Source organism: Sphaerisporangium sp. NPDC051011, assembly GCF_040653595.1.
In the GTDB taxonomy this organism is placed as follows: domain Bacteria; phylum Actinomycetota; class Actinomycetes; order Streptosporangiales; family Streptosporangiaceae; genus Sphaerisporangium.
The window spans coordinates 321,334-339,173 of record NZ_JBFAGG010000001.1; the positions used below are offsets into that span (position 1 = coordinate 321,334).

Below are 17,840 nucleotides of genomic sequence, written 5' to 3' on the forward strand. Positions count from 1 at the left end.
AGGTCACCGGCGGAGACGCGCCAGCATTTCCGTCCAGCGGCGAGCCAGGAGGGACACGAGGCCGCCGGGCCCGTGGCGGCCGTCGCGCAGGATCCGGCGGATCGCGTTGATGACGGCCGCGCGCCGGCGGGCGACGCGCCTGTAACGTTCCACGGCCCGGACGAGATCATCGAGCCCCTCCTGGACCTCACCGGGCTCGTGCCCCCGCGGGCCGGGGCTTGGGGGGCGGTGAGGTTTCTCCGGTCTTCGGTCGTCGTGCGGTGTTCCGTTCATGTCGGGGCCGTCTCAGTTCCGTTCATGCCGGGACCGTCTCAGTACTCGTCGATGCTGACGACCGGGCCGAGGCGGGCGGGCCGGCGGTTCGGGGTGCCGAGGACGCGGCCGTGCCGGAAGCTTCGCCGGTTCCCGTCGTAGACGTCCGGGACGCTGATCCACGCCTCGGAGAGCGGGCCCGGAGCGTCGGCGGGGAGCCGCCGGAAGGCCCGCCTCCTGAGGTTGCGGTGCTCGTGCTCGGTCACGTCCTCGAACAGCTGTGCCGAGATGGCGACCGCCAGGGCGACGTCGGGGTTGCGGCGCAGGGCCTCCTTGAGCGCCTCGCTGTCGCGCAGCAGGCAGACGGCGTCCACCGCCTTACCGGCGAACCCGCCGTCCACGACCCGGGTGGGGCCTTGGTGGAAGGCCACGCGCAGCCGGATCCTTTCACCCTCACCCACGTAGCGATCGTCACAGCAGTCACGGCACTCGCGCCGGGCACGGTCACCCCGGTCCCGCTTGTCACCCCGCTTGTCACCCCGCTGGTCACCCCGCTGGTCACGCCGGTCCCGCTGGTCGCGTTGGTCACGGTGAGGCGCGCCTGGACGGGCGAGCGCGAGGCGCAGTTCGCTGAGGAGCCCGGCGACGACGCGGGCCTCGTCCACGCCGGGCGGCAGCACGAACAGCAGCCCGCCGGAGGGCCGGAGACGGGCGGCGAGGGAACCCCCGGCACGCTGAACGAGGGAACCTCCGGCCCGTTGGGTGAGGGGACCGCCGGTCCTCTGGGCGAGGTAGAGGCGGTTCACGCCCGCCCGCCGGCTCGCGTCCGCGACGAGGTCGTACAGGTGCTCGGGCCCGGCGAGGTCGGCGGGCCCGTCGGCGTCCACGGCGACGCACAGCCGGCGGACGGATCCGGACGATTCGGCCGCGTCGTCCGTGGACGGCGTCCCGGAGGCGCAGCCGCGCCGGAACGGGGCCCGCGTCACGCCGGGACCTCGTACTCCCACAGGTGGCCGCCGAGCCCGGCGAGGCCGCGCAGCCTGCGCACGTCGTGGACGACGATCCGGCCGGCGTCGGTGCCGAGGATCCCGCCGCGGCGCAGCACGTCGAGGTCGCGGTAGATCGTCGGCTCGCGGGCCCCCACGAGTGCCGCGAGCTCGGCCCGGGTGAGGTCGACGTCGAGCAGCAGCCCCTCGGGCACGTCCCTGCCGTGGCAGGCGAGCTCGACCAGGACGCGGGCGAGGCGCCGGAGCGCGGGGAGGGTGCCGAACTCGACATGGCGGCCGTCGGCGGGGCGCAGCCCGGCCCGGCCCATGCGCTGGACGGCGGAGGCGGCCTCCGGGCAGCGCCGCAGGAAGCCGAGGAAGTCGTCCTGGGGCATGACGCGCACGAGGCAGTGCCCGGCGGCGGTGGCCGTGACGGCGCGGGGCCGTCCGTCGAGCGCGGCGAACTCCCCCGCCAGGTCGCCGCACACGCGCAGGCCCAGCAGCGCGGTCCTGCCCCCCTCGGTCCTCGTGGTGATCTTCACGCACGCGTCGAGGAGCAGGAAGACGTCGGTCGAGCGGTCCCCCTCGGTGAAGAGCGTCTCGCCGGCCGCCAGCTGTCGCGGCCTGCCCAGCGCGAGGAACCCGTCCCTGGCCGCCTCGCCGAGGCCGCCGAGAAGGCTGCCCGGGGGCCAGTCCCCCACTTTGCGTATGTCGCGGAGCCGCCCGATATCGGCGCCGGTCATGGTCTGTCCTCCAGTGCGATGGGGCCGGCCCCAGGCCGGCGATCGGAGCCCGGGCCCCCACCCGTGCTTGTGCGGCGGTGAGAAGGTCTCCGCGGCCGGTGCGGTGAGCCGGATGACCTTCAACCAAGTGGACGTACTTGTGGCGGGCTTCGAGTACTGCGTCAGGGGTTGTTATTCGTTTGTTTTTCAACTATGCGGTCGAGTCCTTGCGACGTCCTTGCGGACAGGTGACGGCGGGCGCCGGGCGCGGCGGAGAGGTGGCCGCACGTGGTCCCCGCGCCGTGAATCCCCCTCGGGGATGCCGCCCGGGGTGCCCGCCTACATCCGGGGCGCCCCTGGCGCGGGGCCGCGGTCCCTCGGACGGCGTACCCGTGAATCACCCCCTGGGCGGACGCCCGCGCCACCGTCGAGCCGAGATCATTGGACACGCCGCCAGGACGTGACGTCCCCCTGGGAGGGGGCAAGGGGCCCTCCCGGGGGACGGCCTGGCGGGCGTTTCGATTGGCACGGGGGGCGCCGCGAGCAGCGGTGATCGGCCGCGCGCGTGTCTTGAGGGAGCTCGCGCGCGGCGGGGTGTGACGAAGATCGCAGCACTCGGGGCGCCTCCCCCGGCCTGTTGCTCTACAAGCTGTAGTACTACTTGAGATAGAACTACGGCTTGTAGAGCTCCAGACCCGTGAGGGGAGCATGGACGCACTGGATCTGGCACGGTGGCAGTTCGGGGTCACCACCGTGTACCACTTTCTCTTCGTACCCCTGACGATCGGCCTGGGGATCTTCGTCGCCGGGCTTCAGACCGCCTGGCACCGCACGGGCAAGGAGCACTACCTCCGCCTCACCAAGTTCTTCGGGAAGCTGTTCCTGATCAACTTCGCGATGGGCGTGGTGACGGGCCTGGTCCAGGAGTTCCAGTTCGGCATGAACTGGAGCCGGTACTCGACCTTCGTGGGCGACGTGTTCGGCGCCCCGCTGGCGTTGGAGGCCCTGCTCGCGTTCTTCCTTGAGTCCACGTTCCTCGGCCTGTGGATCTTCGGCTGGGACCGGCTGCCCCGGCGGATCCACCTCGCGTGCATCTGGGCCGCCGCCATCGGCTCCAACCTGTCGGCGTACTTCATCCTCGCCGCCAACGCCTGGATGAAGCACCCCGTGGGGTACGAGGTCGTGAACGGGCGCGCCCGGATGACCGACCTGTGGGCCGTGCTGACCAACTCCACCGCCATCGCCCAGGTGCCCCACGTCGTCGCGGCGGCGTTCATCGTCGCCGGCGGGTTCGTGATCGCGGTGAGCGGCTACCGCATCCTGCGCGAGCGGCGCCAGGTGGCCGACGGCGACGCGACCGTCCCCATGGCCAGGACCACGCGCGGGCGCGTCCCCGGCGACCCGGTGATGTGGCGGACGAGCCTGCGCGCCGCGCTCGTCATGACGGCCATCGCGGGCGCGGTCGTCGCCGGCACGGGCGACATGTCGGGACAGCTCCTGCACGAACAGCAGCCCATGAAGCTGGCCGCCGCCGAGGGCCTGCGGCACGACGAGACGGGCGCGGCGTTCTCGCCGGTGCCCGGCATCGAGGTGCCGAAGCTGCTCAGCCTGCTGGCGGCGCACGACCCGTCGGCCGAGATCCAGGGCATCGACGACATCCAGGCCCGCTACGAGCGTCAGTACGGGGCCGCCGACTACCGGCCGAACGTGCCGGTCGTGTACTGGTCGTTCCGCGTCATGATCGGGCTCGGCCTGTCCACGGTGGGCCTGTCGCTGCTCGGCCTCTGGATGACCCGGCGCCGCCGCCCCACCCCCGAGTGGTTCGCCCGCGTCAGCCTGCTCGCGCTGCCGCTGCCCACGCTCGCGATCGTCGCCGGGTGGCTGCTCAGCGAGATCGGCCGCCAGCCGTGGACCGTCCAGGGCGAACTCCTCACGGCGGCCAGTGTGTCCCCCGGCGTGAGCCTGAGCGAGGTCGCGATCTCGCTCTCGATCTTCACGGTCCTGTACGGCGTGCTGGCGCTGGCCGAGGCCCGGCTGCTGGCCCGTCACGTCAAGGCCGGGCCCGAGCCGGTCGCCGTCGTGCCGCCGCAGGCGCGGCCGGACGACGACGCCGCCCGCCTCGCCCCGACCCTCATGTACTAGGAGACCTCCCATGGCCAACATGGAGCCGACATGGAACTGACCACCTTCTGGTTCCTGGTCATCGCGTTCCTCTGGACCGGCTACTTCGTGCTCGAAGGCTTCGACTTCGGCGTCGGCGCGCTGCTGCCGGTGCTGTCGCGGGGCGAGGCCGAGCGCGGGCAGATGCTGACCACCATCGGCCCGGTGTGGGACGGCAACGAGGTGTGGCTGATCACGGCGGCCGGCGCGATGTTCGCCGCCTTCCCCGCCTGGTACTCGGGGCTGTTCAGCGCGTTCTACCTGCCGCTGGTCATGGTGCTGGCCGGGCTGATCGTGCGCGGCGTGGCGCTGGAGTGGCGCGGCAAGGTGGAGGGACGCGAACGGGCGCTGTGCGACGCGGGCATCGTCACCGGCAGCGTGCTGACCGCGTTCACGTGGGGCGGCGTCTTCGGCCACATGCTGTTCGGCACCGCCCTCGGCACGGTGCTCGGCGGGCTGCTGTCGCTGTCGCTGGCCGTGCTGCACGGCGCGGTGTTCCTCACGCTCAAGACGGCCGGGCCGCTGCGGGCGCGGGCCCGCCGCGCGGCGCTCACGGCGGCGGCGGTCGCCGTCCCGGTGGCCGTGCTCGCGCTGCCGGGGCTGCCGTCCGCCAACGCGCCGCAGGAGCCGGGCGGGTGGACGGCGCATCCGCTGCCGTGGGTGGCGGCGGTGGCCGCGATGGTCACGCTGGCCGCGGGCGTGGCGCTGGTCTGGCGGCGACGCGAGGGGTGGGCGTTCGCCGCGACGGCCGGGACGATCGTGCTGGTCACCGGCACGGTGTTCGCCGCGCTGTGGCGGGCGCCGCTTCCGGGACTGACCGTGGCGGAGGCGGCCTCGGGCCCGTACACGCTGGGTCTGCTCACCTGGATCGGCCTGATCGCCCTGCCGTTCGTGCTGGCCTACCAGGGGTGGACGTACTGGGTGTTCCGCAAGCGCGTCACCGTGTGAAATATCGTGAATTATCGCGACGGAGAACGCCCGCGGGCGCGGACCATGAGGCCCGCGCCCGCGTCCCCTCCCCAGGATCCCCGGGTCCCCGGGCTCAGCAGCGAGGAGCGACGGCGTCGATCTTTCCGCCGAAGTCGTCCTTGTAGACCTTGCGGTAGTCGCCGTTGCGCACCACGCGCACTTCCTTCTTGTCGGGCACGTGGATCCAGTTGATGAAGCAGCCGTCGGCCTGGGCCCGGAAGGAGCCGACGTTGTCGTGCAGGGCCGGCGGCACGTCCACGTAGCCGTTGCCCGGGTTCCAGCACCACGACGCGCCCGTGTAGTCCTTGCCCGACCACAGGCAGATGTCCCCGGCCCGGCCCACGGGGGCTCCGGCCGCCGCGGGGGCCGGGGCGGCGAAGGCCACCAGGACGATTCCCGCGGCGCCCGCCGCCGCCGCGATCCGCGCACTCCACGTCGTTGGCCTCATGACGGTCCTCCTCGTATCGATCGCGTACCGGTCGTCCCGGAGATCGGCCTGCCCGGCGACGATCTCCGGCTTCCGTCACGGAATGTAGCAGCGATCACACGGAGAGCGACGCGATCGGACGGCCAGAGGAACCGGGCCGGCGCGACCGAAAACACTGACCGTGACGCCATAGACACGCAATGCTCACTCAGTGCGACCGGCGGTCACGACCCGGCGCGGGACCTCAGGTCGTGCAGCTCGGAGGGCGAGATGGGCATCCGGTCGACGGCGATGCCCTCGGCGTCCTCGATGGCCGAGGCGATCACCGCCGACACCGGGATGACCCCCGCCTCGCCCGCGCCCTTGATGCCGAGCGGGTTCAGCGGCGAGGGCGTCTCCAGGTGCGCGGTCTCGATCAGCGGCACCTCGGTGGCGTACGGCATCAGGAAGTCCATGAAGGACGCGTTGAGGAGCTGACCGTGCCCGTCGTACGCCATGCGCTCGTACAGCGCCCCGCCGACGCCCTGCGCGACGCCGCCGTGGATCTGCCCCTCGACGATCATGGGGTTGATGAGCCGCCCGCAGTCGTGCACGACGGCGTACCGCAGGATGCGGATCTCGGCGGTGTCCGGGTCGGTCTCCACGATGGCGGCGTGCATGCCGGAGGCGAACGTCGAGCGGACCGGCGAGTAGTAGTCGCGGCCCTCAAGCCCGGGTTCCTCGCCCTCGGCCACGGGCGGGCGGTCCATCGGCGCGGCGCCGCTGAACTGGGTGGCCCGCTTGGCCTCCTCGTCGAACGCGTAGCGCAGCGGGTTGGACAGCACGGCGACGGTCGCCAGCGGGATCGACGCCGACGGGTTCCCGGCGACGCGGACCTCGCCGTCCTCGATCGTGAGGTCGCGCGGGTCGGCCTCCAGCGCGTCCGCGGCGATGCGCAGCGCCTTCTCGCGCACCTTGCGGCAGGCCAGGGCGATGGCGTTGCCGCTCATCACCGCCGCCCGCGAGGCGAACGTGCCGACCGCGTAGCCGAAGCGCCGCGTGTCGCCGGTCACCACCGAGACGCGGTCCAGCGGGACGCCGAGCTCGGTCGCGGCGATCTGCGCGAACACCGTCTCGTGCCCCTGCCCCTGGGAGGTCAGGCCGGTCGAGACGTGCACGCGCCCGTCGGAGGTGACCTGCACGTGCCCGCCCTCGTACGGGCCGACGCCGGTGCCCTCGACGTAACAGCCGAGGCCGATGCCGATGCGGCGCCCCTCGGCTGCGGCCCGCTCCTTCTCCTCCGCGAAGCCGTCCCAGCCGATCAGGCCCTTCAGGACGCGCAGCGACTCGGGGTAGTCGCCGCTGTCGTAGATCAGCGGCCGTCCGTCCTGGAAGATGAGCCCCTGGTCGTAGGGGAACTCGTCGGGGCGGATGAAGTTGGCCTCGCGCACCTCCGCGCGGTCCTTCCCGAGGTGCGCGGCGATCTTGTCCATCGTGCGCTCCATGCAGAACGCCGCCTGCGGACGCCCCGCGCCCCGATACGGGGTGACCTGCACGGTATTGGTGTAGATCGAGGAGAACTCCACCCGGTACGCGCCGATGCGGTACGGGCCCAGGAGCTGGGTGCTGGTGATGATCGGCACGATGATGCCGTACGGCGTGTAGGCGCCGTGGTCGTGCAGGATCGTCACGTCCAGGCCGAGGACGCGGCCCTCGTCGTCGAAACCGACGCGCACGTGCTGCACCTGGCCGCGCTCGTGCGCCGAGGAGATGAAATGCTCGCGGCGGTCCTCGGCCCACTTGACCTCACGGCCGAGCAGCATCGCCGCCCACGGCACCAGCACCTCCTCCGGCCACGGGTGCACGATCTTCACGCCGAACCCGCCGCCGACGTCCGGGGCGATCACCTCGACCGACGGCAGCGGCAGGCCCAGCTTGGCCGCGACCGCCATGCGCACGCTGGTGGAGGTCTGCGTCGAGGTGTAGACGCGCAGCGACCGGTCGTCCGGATCCCACCGGGCGTACACGCCGCGGCCCTCCAGCGGCATGGACGCGCTGCGCTCGATGTCCAGCCGGAACGCCAGCGTGTGCGGGGCGGCGTCGATCGCCTCGCGGGCGCCGAGCCCCGCCGCGGACGGCACCTCCTGGATCATGTGGGCGCCGACGTTGCCCGGGACGTCCTCGTGGACCAGGTGGACACCCTGCGCGGCCTCCTCGATGCCGACGACCGGCTTGAGGAACTCGTAATCCACCGTGATGAGCGACGCCGCGTCCTCGGCGAGGTAGCGGTCCCGCGCCACGACCATGACGACCGGCTCGCCGACGTGCCGCACGATGTCCCTGGCCAGCGGGTACGCCGTACGGCCGTGCGTCAGCGCCGGGTGCGGGATCAGCAGCGGCAGCGGGTCGCGGACGCGCTCGGGCAGGTCCTCCCAGGTGTAGATGGCGACCAGGCCCTCGACGTCCACGGCGGCCGAGACGTCGATGTCGCGGATGCGGGCGTGCGCGTGCGGCGAGCGGACGAACGCGGCGGCGAGCGCGTCCTGCCCGAGGTCGTCCAGGTAGCGGCCCTGACCGGTGATCAGCCGCGGGTCCTCGCGGCGCTGCACCGGCTCGCCGAACAGCTTCGTCGTCACGCCACACCGCCTTCCGCCTCAGCAGTCGGCCTGGTCGTCAGCCTGGTCGTCGGCCTGATGGTCACGCCGCACCGCCTTCCGCCTCGGCCGTCAGCTCGGCCGCGCGGTGGACCGCCTTGACGATGTTCTGGTAGCCGGTGCACCGGCACAGGTTGCCCGAAATGCCGTCGAGCACCTCGTCCTCGGTCGGCGCGGGGTTGTCGCGCAGCAGCGCGGTCACCGTGCACAGGAACCCGGGGGTGCAGAAGCCGCACTGCAGCGCGTGGCATTCGGAGAACGCCCGTTGCACCGGCGACAGCTCCCCGCCAGGCCCGGCGAGCCCCTCGACCGTGGTGATCTCGCGGCCGTCGACGGTCACCGCGAACGTCAGGCAGGAGCGGACCGGCTCGCCGTCCAGCAGCACCGTGCAGCACCCGCACACGCCGTGCTCGCAGCCCACGTGCGTGCCGGTCAGGCCCAGCTCGTGGCGCAGGCAGTCCGACAGCAGCCGCCGCGCCGGGACGTTCGCCTCGCGCACGGTGCCGTTGACGGTCAGCGAGATCGCGTACCGTCTCTCCGCCGCCGTCCCGCTCGTCGTCTCGCTCACTCCGAGCCCTCCCCCGCGCCGTTCACTCCGTGGTCCCCTCCACCGTCCACGCCGCCGGCCGCCGCCCGCTGTGCCTCCGCCGCGGCCACGCGCAGCGCCCGCTCGGCCAGCACCCCGGTCAGGTGCCTGCGGTAGTGCGCGGTCGCGTGGATGTCCTCGTCCGGGTCGACGGCGTCGCGGACGGCGGCGGCAACGGCCTCCCAGTCGGCGGACGCGGCCGGGCGGCGCGCACACACCTCCGACAGGTCGATCAGGACCGGCACCGGGCCCGCACTCACGCAGGCGACCTTCGCCGAGGCGATGCGCAGATCCTCGTCCAACGTGACCACGGCGGCGGCTCCGGCCATCGCGTAGTCGCCGTGACGGCGGGCGACCTCCTGGAAGGCGGTGCCCGCGCGGGGCGGCAGCGCCGGGAAGAACGCCGACACCGCGAGCTCGTCCGGCTCGATCGCCGACTCCAGCGGGCCGGTGAAGAACGCCTCCGCGGCGACCTCCCGTACCGGGGCGCCGTGCCGGGCCAGCCGCACCGACCCGTCGAGAACGGCCAGCACTGCGGGCAACTCGGCCGAAGGGTCGGCGTGCACGAGGCTGCCGACGACGGTGCCCCGGTTGCGGATCACCGGATGCGCCACCAACCGGAGCGCGGCGGGCAGCAGCGGCTGCACGGCCGCCACGGCGGGCGAGCGCTCGACGACGGCGTGCCGGGCCAGCGCGCCGACCCGGACGCCGCCGGGCTCCACCGACAGGGTGTCCAGCTCGGCGACACGGTTGATGTCGACCAGGTGGGACGGCGCGGCCAGGCGCATGTTGAGCATCGGGATCAGGCTCTGCCCCCCGGCCAGGACCTTGCCGTACGGCGCCGTCCCGGCCAGGACCTCCAGGGCCTCGCCCAGCTCCCGGGGAGCGTGGTAGTCGAACGGGGAGGGCTTCACGTGCCTTGTTCGCTCCCCTCCGCGAGCGCGGGCGACCCGTCGGCGCGACCGGCGGGGGTGCCGGCGATGGCGCGCAGCAGGTGGTAGCCGCCCAGCACGACGATCGTGCCGAGGGCGATGCCCGCCAGCGAGAAGTTCTCGCTGATCCGGTGGGACACCGGGCCGATCGCGAGGATGATCCCCGCGCCGGTCGGCACCATGTTGACGGGGTCGGAGAAGTCGACGCGGCTCTCGATCCAGATCTTCGCGCCCAGCAGGCCGATCATGCCGTACAGGATGACGGTGATACCACCCAGAACGCCACCCGGAGTGGCGGCGACGAGCGCGCCGAACTTCGGGCACAGGCCGAACAGGATCGCCACGACGGCGGCGATGTAGTACGCGGCGGTGGAGTAGACGCGGGTCGCGGCCATGACACCGATGTTCTCGGCGTACGTCGTGGTGGGCGAGCCGCCGACCGCGGTGGCCACGGCCGTGCCCACGCCGTCGGCGAGGACGGCCCTGCCCATGTACGGGTCGACGTCGGTGCCGGTCATCTCGCCGACCGCCTTGACGTGCCCGATGTTCTCGGCGATCAGCGCGATGACGGCCGGGAGCACCAGCACGATCGCCGACCCGGTGAAGCTCGGCGCGTGGAAGTCGGGCAGGCCGAACCACGCCGCGTCCGACACCCCGTCGAAGCTCACACGTGGGTGGGTGTCGACCTTGCCGGTGCCGGCGTTGAAGGCCGTGATGTTCCCGAACACCTTGTCGGCGCCGATGGACAGCAGGTAGCCGGCGATCAGGCCGACCAGGATGCCGATGCGGCCGATGAGGCCTTTGAATGCCACGATCACGACGAAGGTGACGACCATGGTGATCAGGGCGATCCACTGGTCCTGCGGCCAGTAGATGTCGGCCACGACGTACGCCAGGCCGAAGCCGATGAGCATCACGACCGCGCCGGTCACCACGGGCGGGAAGACACGGTTGATGGACTGCACGCCGAGGAAGTGGATGGCCACACCGCACAGGGCCAGCACGACGCCGGCGACCAGGATCGCGCCCGTGACCGTCGCGTCGTCGCCCCCGGCCGTGCGGATCGCGACCACGCCACCGACGAACGACGCCGAGGTGCCGAGGTAGCTCGGGATCCTCCCCTGAACGATCAGCAGGAAGATGATCGTGGCGACGCCCGACATCATGATGGCGACGTTGGCGTTCAGGCCCATGACCAGGGGGAACACGAAGGTCGCGCCGAACATGGCGATGACGTGCTGCGCGCCGAAGCCGACCATCTTCGGCCAGCTCAGCCGCTCGTCGGGCTTCACCACCTCCCCCGGGGCGAGCCCACGCCCCTCCCCGTGCAACTTCCATCCGAAGACCATGAGAGCCCCTTCACTCACCAGGCCGGGGATCGGTGGCCACCCCGCAGGCGGGACCTCCGCGGCGTTCGCTTCCCGTACTCGAGCCGTGCCCCACATTGTTCACTCGTGATCGTTCAGTAGTGAAGCCCTCACCCGTGAAGTGCCTCCCGGCGAAGCGCCCGCCCGAAAGGCGTCCGTTTGTGAGTGCCTTCACTCGCGACGTGCTCACTCATCACGTACTCACTTCGTGCTCACTCGTGGAGCCGTACCACCACGCGGACGAGGCACCCCGCCCGCTCACACCGAGCGCCGAGGTTCCTCTCCCGTTGCGGGCACATTAGACCTGTTCACCCCGCCCCACATGGTAAGGATTTGCCAAACGTGACCCACGCCCCCGCACTCCTCTTGCGCACCACCCCCGCCACACACACGTGAACACCAGGAAACAAACCCCGAAACACACCGCAACCGCCGAAACACCGACCACCTCCAGCAAACGGACCTCGCTCCGCTCGGGCTGATCTTCCGGGCTGACGCATGTCGGCCACGTTCTCCAGGGCGCCCCGCTCTGCGAAGGCCGAAGGCATCTTGGGAATCGACTCGCCGACCCTCCAGCCACAGACCGACTGTGTGGGCCTCGCTCCGCTCGGGCTGTGTTTTCCAGGGCCTTCGCCCGACTCTCAGGGGCCTCCGGCCCACGTCGGTCATCAATGACGGGCCCTCATGCACCTCCGGTCCATGAACTGTCAGGAAACGGAAGAGCCTGACTTGATCACCGTCCGAGGACCGAAGAGCAGCCCCTTGATCACCGTCCGAGTACCGAAGAGCACCCTGATCACCGCCCGAACACCTGATCACTGTCTGGCATGCGAGAGGGTGTCTTTCTGATCGACGTGGGCCGGAGGCCCCTGAGGAGTCCGCCGGAGGCCCTGGAAACACCGCCCGAGCGCAGCGAGGCCCATTTCGGCGGCGTCACCCACTCCTGAATGTGCAGTGATCCGTTTGGCGGAGGCGAGGGGCGCACATGCTCAAGGCTCGGCGACGTTGTGAGCGATCGTGGTGGTGACCTCATCCCCGGCGACAGGGGCGCTGCTCCTCTCGAAGGTCGGCCAGGCCGAACGGTCGTCCTCGGTTCCCTCTGTCAGATAAGCCCACACGCGGTGGCCTGTCGCGGGGGTGCCCTGGTAGCCGACGCGGTCGGCGACGGCGGTGACGATCGCCAGGCCGCGCCCGTTCTCATCGATCGGCAGATCCTCCTCCGCGCCGTATGGAACCCGCCGCCGGTCGTCGTCCCGGATCCGGGGGACATTCCCGCCCCCGAGGTCGTACACCGTGAGCAGCACACTCGCGGCTCTCACCGGACCACTCGCCGGCCTCCGGCGTGAGGACCTGAACGCGATCTCCACGGTGAAATGACCGCCGGGTTTTCCGCTGGCCGTGTGGCGGATCGCGTTGCCCGCCAACTCGCCGACGATCAGTTCCGAGTCGCTGGCGAAGGCCGTACCACCGAGCAGGACTCGTACGAATTTCCTGGCCTCCGACGCCTGGTCGGGGGTGCCCGGGAAGGCACGGCGCCAGATGAGGATCTCGGGGCTCAACCGCACGGACTCGCCGAGCGGCGCGGGCAAAGACGGAGGAACCGCCCCGAGGATGCCGGATGGCGTGGCCAAGTCGGCCGCCACGCACGCCTGCCCTGCCTGAGGATCGAAAGACTTTGACACAGCCCAGAACGATGGCCGAGCAGGGCGCCACCCCCGATCCCGCCATCGTCCCGGGCGACCCCATGACAAGGCAGCCCGCTGACCTGCTCGAACACGTCAGCCAACGAGATCGACTACCTGACGGCCACCTGGGTGAATATCACAACGACCATCATTCTCCGTAGTCGAAACGGTACTCTGCGTAGAGGCTTTGCGATCCACATACGTACCGGGGAGACGTGCACCATGTCGGGCGAGGGGAACCACATCCTGCTGGAATGCCGTCGGCGCAGCGAGGCGCTCCGCGCCAAGGGGTACGGCTTCGATCAGATCGCCGATATGTTCTCGGTGTACCACGACGTGAGTCCCCTGCGGCTGTACCGGTACGCGTACGGCCTGACCGCCGCCGAGGCCGCCGCGCGGTACAACGACGCGGATCCGGCCGGTACGGCGGCGCTGCGCGAATCGCGGCTGTATGAGTTCGAGTACTGGCCGCAGCGGGGGATACGTCCCACCGCCCGCACCATCGCCCTGTTCGCCCAGGTGTACCGGACGTCCGCGCGGCGCCTGGTCAATGACCAGGTCTACGCGTCCTACACCCCGCGCGACCGTGAACTCATCGACCGCACGGATCATCGATCCCTTCCTTCCCAGCGGCCTTCGCGCGCCCCGGCTCCGCTCCCCGGGCATGTCACCATGAGTCAGGAAGCGGCACGTCCGGCCGTTCCAGTCCTTCTGCCCAAGGACTGCGCTGCGCTGCTTCGTGCCCTCGGAGCCGAGGAGGCCGATGTGAAACGTCGCGATCTGCTCTTCGAACTGGCCCTGGCACTCGGCGGCGCGCCCGCCTTGATCCTGCTGCGGCATCTGTCGCCGCCCGAGAAGGACCGACTGGTGACGGCCATCCGCTCCTCCACCCGGGTGGACGCCGGGACGGTCGAGGTGATCGAAAAGCTGACCGCCCGATGCCGCCGCCTGGACGATGACTTCGGCCCCGAAACCGTCCTGCCTATCGTCGACGGCCAGCGCACCCTCGTCGCCGACCTCCTGCGCCGCGAAGTCCTCCTCCCCGCCCTACGCGACCGCCTCACCCACACCTACGCCGAACTGAGTCAACTAGCGGGTTGGCTGCACCACGACCTGCTGGACTACGGCGGGGCCTACGAGCGGTACAAGGAGGCACTGACGGCCGCTCACGAGGTCCGCGACCCGACGCTGATCTGCTACCTGCACACCTGCCTGAGCGGTATGGCCCTCCACCAGGGCCGCACAGGTCAAGCACTGGACCACATCTTCGCAGCCCAAGGCTGGGCCCAGCAGAGCGCGAGCACGGTGCTGAAGTCGGTGCATGCGATGGATCTCGCACGCGTACTCGCCACGAATGGCAGTGTGCGTGCCAGCGAGCACGCCCTCGCTCAGTCGCGCCACTACATCGAACGCCCCCGAACCGAGGCCGACCCCTCGTACCTCTACTGGTGGACGCCTAACGGGGTACAGAAGAACACCGCCTTCTGCATGCTCGCGTCGGGCCGTCTGGATGACGCGATCGAGGCGGTCGAGAGGACCCTGGCGGCCCCCATTACGCGAAAGCTGCAACGCGGTGAAGCCCTCCTGTACTACGCCAAGGCACTGACTCAGAAGCGCGAGGTGCAGGTGGCGACCGGCAAGATCCGCGAGGCGGCTCAGATCACCGTTGGCCACAGTTCGGGCCGCCTGGTGAACTCCATACGCGAAGCCCGCGCCCGCCTCCGGCCCTGGGCAGGCAACAAGCACGTCCGCACCCTCGACGAAGAACTCCGCTCCCTGGGCATCACCAATTGACCTGCTGGGACTCACCGGCTACGACGCTCCACTCCGGTACCATTGGGTACTAGTACCGGGAGGTTTGTTATGGCTGGCTCGAACGTGGCTCCCTTGAAGGTGGATGCCGAAACCGATCGTCTGATCTCTCATGGCGCGCACTTCCTGCACGTAACGAAAAAGGAGTTCGTGGCACAGGCCGTACGCGTGTACCTGCAGGTCCGTCAGGCGGAGCTGCATGCGGCGATGCAGGAGGCGATGGCGCAACTAGACGGCACGCATGCCGCAAGGGTGGCGCTCGTGTCCGGACTGTCCAAGGAGCAGATCGAGGAGCTCGGCGGCGTGGAGGAAGCATGATACCTAGTCGTCCCACTGTCCGCTGTCTCCGTGAGGACCTGGGCATCGCCAAACTGCCGCCCGCTCGCGTACCGCTGAACGAGATCGACCATCCGTTGATCCGCAAAGCGTCTGCTCAGTTCGCTGGGGACAGTGCAAGGGAGCGCATTGTCTCGGTGGATGACAACGTGCTGTTCAAAGTCAAGATCCAGCGATGGCGCGGAGCGGTGTGGCAGGACAACCGCTGCCCATGGCTCGTGGCAGCCGGGCGTCGCGAGGACGGTAGCCCGGATGATTTTTATGCCGCGCTCACCGTGCGAGCGCGTCATGCCCGGAAGGCGTACAACAACTCTCACACGCCGACACTGACCTGTGACACCTACACCAAAGAGCTGCTTCCGGGCACGCTCGACGAGGCTCGCCTGCGGCTTGAAGACGCCGAGCGCAGTGTCCTGCGGATGGAGGCGTCGATACGCACGTTGGTCATCCGCGCCCTGCTGGCCGGCCGCGAACAGCGCGAGGATCTCGCCGGTTACACGCTTGCCGTCCTGGTACGCGCCGAAGAAGGGCACGAGACCTACGTGGGCGTCCGCATCATCGGTCATGTGACCATCGCTGACCAGGCAGCCATTCTCGATGCCGTGCCTGGCTGCGATCGCGACAGTTGGTACCCCGATGTAATGCCCCACCGCGACGTCGAATCAGGCGAAGTGATCTGGTCCAATCTCATGGATCCGCATGCCGCCGCAGCACTCTTGGCCGAGACCGAGCAAGATTAACCACTTGTCGCAGCCATCGACGCCTCACAATGGCGGACGGCCCCCGCTCCATGGTGGGTCCGCCGCCCTGGAGCGCTTACCTTGTGGGACGACGGCGTGGATCGCGCTCCCATTAGTCGGTCTGGCGGCCCAGCGTGCGCAGCGCGCTGCGGGTCAGCTCCGTGCGGAGCGCCGGGTCGGGGAGTGCGTGCTCGCCGGCGCTCGTCAGGAAGATCCCCACCATGGCCATCCAGCCCCAGACCCGCGCCTCCGAGGTGGGTGAGCGGCCGGTCAGCGCGTCGACCAAGCTCTCGGTGATGGCGTTCACGTCCGGTAGTTCCGGGCGATTGATCAGGGCGTCGACGTCCTGCACGAGGATCTTGACCTGCCGCCGGAAGCGCAGGGACAGATCCACGAGCCCGGCGACGGCCGCCCGCGCGGCCTCCTCGCCGTCCAGCGCGGCGAGCCGTTCCTCAAGCTCGGCCAGTTCCCGGCCGGCGGGCGCCAGCAGCTCGGTCAAGATCGCATCTTTGCTGGTGAAGTGGTACAGCAAGGACGCCTTCGAGCAGCCCGCGTCCGAGGCGATGTCCTGCAGGGACGTGCCGCGAAAGCCGCGCGCGGCGAACAGCCGCCCCGCCGACTCCAGGATGTCCGCGCGCATGGCGGCGGGGGCGTGTGGCATGACGCCACCCTATCTGACCGATCGGCCAGTTCTGACCGATCGGTCAGCCCGGGGATCGGGGGGCTCGGGATGAGCCTTCACGATTCGTTCAGATCAAGCTGCTCATTCGGTGGGCGCACCGCTCGGCGAGCGGCGACCCGCTCTTGGTGGCCGAACCAGATCGTCATCACGGCCATCGCCACAAGAAGCACCGGGAGCAGCTGGAATGCCTTGGCGACCGAATCTCGGCCCACGAATGCGATGATGATCGGCGCGAGCACAAAGGTCACGTATCCGGCCGCTGTCAGGTACGCCGTCGCGCGGCCCGGATCGGCTGCGGTATGGCTGCGTCCGATCACGGAGTAGGCGATGGGGGCGATCGGGGACATACCGATGCCGATGAGCAGCATCCCGACCGCGCTGGCACCGGCAACCGGGCTCGACACCAACATGATCACACCCAACGTGGCCACCGCTTGTCCGACGAGCACGGTCCGCCACTCCCCAAACCTCTTGATGACCAGGGAGGCGCAGGCCCGCCCAGTCGCACCGGCGAGATAGAGGGCCGCGAGACCGATCGCGCTCTGAGCCGCCCCCTGGAAGGGGAGCTGCCTGATGAAGAGTGCCGAGAACCCCTCAAGAGTCGCGTCGAGGGTGAACGCGCAACAGACGAGAACGAAGGCGAAGGCAATTGCCGTTTTACGCATGAAGCGCAGGTCGTCCGTCCAAGACGAGCCGTTCTCCACGTCGTCCGCCGCCGCAGCGGGATCGGAAGCGGCCAAGTCGCCTTTCCGCACGATCACGAGGACACCTGTGACAATGCAGCTGACCCCCGCAACCAGGAAAGCGACGATGAGGCTTTGATCGCCGGTCATCACGAACGCTGTGAGCGCACCTACCGCCGCGGCCAGACTGAACAGCGCGTGCAGCCTTGGCAGCAAGGTCCTGGCCTGCTCCGCCTCCACGGCCGCACCTCGGACGTTCGCCGCCACATCGAGAAGGCCGAGACCGAAGCCAGTCAATCCGGCGAGCACGCTGAACGTGACGAATGATCCGAGGTGCGACATCACTGCGTACCCAAGGCCGCTCCAGACGAGCGACCAGGCCATGAGTTTCGAGGGGCCTCGAGTGGCCGCGAGCCTCCCCGCCACGAGGGACCCGGCGATGGACGTGATCGCCATCAGAGCCAGCACGAATCCGAGTCGCTGCACGCTCATCTGAAGCCCGTCCACCACCACCGGCAGCGAGAACGCCCAGACACCGACCTGGTAGCCCATGGACAGGAACGCCAGGTGCAACGTCAAGGTGGAGTTCGCCGTGCGCTCGGCCGACCGTGCGCCTGGACTCTTCATCGATAGCAGCCGCCTTGCTCGATCACGCCCGTACATGGCATTGGTGAGCCGACTTCGTCCTGTAGCAGAGGGATCAAGCCGTACAGGTCGGGTAGACATAGGTCCGATTCAGGGCTCGGACCGCGCTGTCGCCCGGTCGCAACGTGAATCGGCTTGCCGCACCCTGCTGCCTGCCCGGCCTGGATATCGGTGTCATGATCGCCGTGGGCGTGGAGACCTCCGGAATTCGCCGCGATGCACC

At 70.0% G+C, this 17,840-nt stretch carries 16 protein-coding genes; 5 read left to right on the forward strand and 11 right to left on the reverse strand.

Going from position 1 to position 17,840, the window contains the following annotated elements:
• Positions 1–3 precede the first annotated feature (3 nt).
• The 3 genes from AB0H21_RS01405 to AB0H21_RS01415 all read right to left on the reverse strand — a co-directional run bounded on the left by AB0H21_RS01405 (position 4) and on the right by AB0H21_RS01415 (position 1,981).
• Complete coding sequence (locus AB0H21_RS01405; RefSeq protein WP_358509842.1) at positions 4–153, reverse strand: hypothetical protein; 150 nt, start codon at positions 151–153, stop codon at positions 4–6.
• A gap of 158 nt (positions 154–311) precedes the next feature.
• Positions 312–1,238, reverse strand: coding sequence for a hypothetical protein (locus AB0H21_RS01410; RefSeq protein WP_358509845.1), 927 nt, complete (start codon positions 1,236–1,238; stop codon positions 312–314).
• Complete coding sequence (locus tag AB0H21_RS01415) at positions 1,235–1,981, reverse strand: Crp/Fnr family transcriptional regulator (protein ID WP_358509848.1); 747 nt, start codon at positions 1,979–1,981, stop codon at positions 1,235–1,237. The genes AB0H21_RS01410 and AB0H21_RS01415 overlap by 4 nt, the downstream gene beginning before the upstream one ends.
• Positions 1,982–2,668: 687 nt before the next feature.
• On the opposite strand from AB0H21_RS01415, the gene AB0H21_RS01420 reads away from it, so the two are divergent.
• Together AB0H21_RS01420 and cydB are read left to right on the forward strand one after the other, a co-directional pair.
• Entirely contained in the window at positions 2,669–4,102 is a 1,434-nt protein-coding gene (locus AB0H21_RS01420; protein WP_358509851.1) for a cytochrome ubiquinol oxidase subunit I, read from the forward strand.
• Between the two features lie 30 nt (positions 4,103–4,132).
• A complete protein-coding gene (cydB, locus tag AB0H21_RS01425) occupies positions 4,133–5,068 on the forward strand; it encodes a cytochrome d ubiquinol oxidase subunit II (protein ID WP_358509854.1) in 936 nt (311 codons plus the stop codon).
• A gap of 94 nt (positions 5,069–5,162) precedes the next feature.
• Here the strand turns inward: cydB and AB0H21_RS01430 are convergent, their stop codons facing one another.
• From AB0H21_RS01430 to AB0H21_RS01455, 6 genes are all read right to left on the reverse strand, one after another.
• Positions 5,163–5,537, reverse strand: a complete 375-nt coding sequence (locus AB0H21_RS01430; protein WP_358509857.1) for a peptidase inhibitor family I36 protein — start codon at positions 5,535–5,537, stop codon at positions 5,163–5,165.
• 203 nt (positions 5,538–5,740) lie between these two features.
• A complete protein-coding gene (gene cutA / locus AB0H21_RS01435) occupies positions 5,741–8,131 on the reverse strand; it encodes an aerobic carbon-monoxide dehydrogenase large subunit (protein WP_358509860.1) in 2,391 nt (796 codons plus the stop codon).
• Positions 8,132–8,192: 61 nt separating this feature from the next.
• Complete coding sequence (locus tag AB0H21_RS01440) at positions 8,193–8,717, reverse strand: (2Fe-2S)-binding protein (RefSeq protein WP_358509863.1); 525 nt, start codon at positions 8,715–8,717, stop codon at positions 8,193–8,195.
• Positions 8,714–9,649, reverse strand: coding sequence for an FAD binding domain-containing protein (locus AB0H21_RS01445; protein WP_358509866.1), 936 nt, complete (start codon positions 9,647–9,649; stop codon positions 8,714–8,716). The genes AB0H21_RS01440 and AB0H21_RS01445 overlap by 4 nt, the downstream gene beginning before the upstream one ends.
• Positions 9,646–11,016: a solute carrier family 23 protein gene (locus AB0H21_RS01450; protein ID WP_358509869.1), complete on the reverse strand. Its 1,371-nt coding sequence runs from the start codon at positions 11,014–11,016 to the stop codon at positions 9,646–9,648. Before AB0H21_RS01450 ends, AB0H21_RS01445 begins: the two co-directional genes overlap by 4 nt.
• 1,007 nt (positions 11,017–12,023) lie before the next feature.
• Positions 12,024–12,665, reverse strand: a complete 642-nt coding sequence (locus AB0H21_RS01455; protein WP_358509872.1) for an ATP-binding protein — start codon at positions 12,663–12,665, stop codon at positions 12,024–12,026.
• Between the two features lie 276 nt (positions 12,666–12,941).
• Here AB0H21_RS01455 and AB0H21_RS01460 point away from each other — a divergent pair, with 276 nt between their 5' ends.
• The 3 genes from AB0H21_RS01460 (at position 12,942) to AB0H21_RS01470 (ending at position 15,607) form a co-directional block, all read left to right on the forward strand.
• Entirely contained in the window at positions 12,942–14,513 is a 1,572-nt protein-coding gene (locus AB0H21_RS01460; RefSeq protein WP_358509875.1) for a hypothetical protein, read from the forward strand.
• Between the two features lie 69 nt (positions 14,514–14,582).
• Entirely contained in the window at positions 14,583–14,849 is a 267-nt protein-coding gene (locus tag AB0H21_RS01465) for a hypothetical protein (protein ID WP_358509877.1), read from the forward strand.
• 155 nt (positions 14,850–15,004) lie between these two features.
• On the forward strand, positions 15,005–15,607 hold the full coding sequence (locus AB0H21_RS01470) for a hypothetical protein (protein WP_358509880.1): 603 nt from the start codon (positions 15,005–15,007) through the stop codon (positions 15,605–15,607).
• A 112-nt stretch (positions 15,608–15,719) separates the two neighbouring features.
• Here the strand turns inward: AB0H21_RS01470 and AB0H21_RS01475 are convergent, their stop codons facing one another.
• The gene (locus tag AB0H21_RS01475) at positions 15,720–16,268 is read right to left on the reverse strand and encodes a helix-turn-helix domain-containing protein (RefSeq protein ID WP_358509883.1); all 549 of its coding nucleotides are present in this window, start codon (positions 16,266–16,268) and stop codon (positions 15,720–15,722) included.
• Positions 16,269–16,345: 77 nt separating this feature from the next.
• Positions 16,346–17,599, reverse strand: a complete 1,254-nt coding sequence (locus tag AB0H21_RS01480; RefSeq protein WP_358509886.1) for an MFS transporter — start codon at positions 17,597–17,599, stop codon at positions 16,346–16,348.
• Positions 17,600–17,840 lie beyond the last annotated feature (241 nt).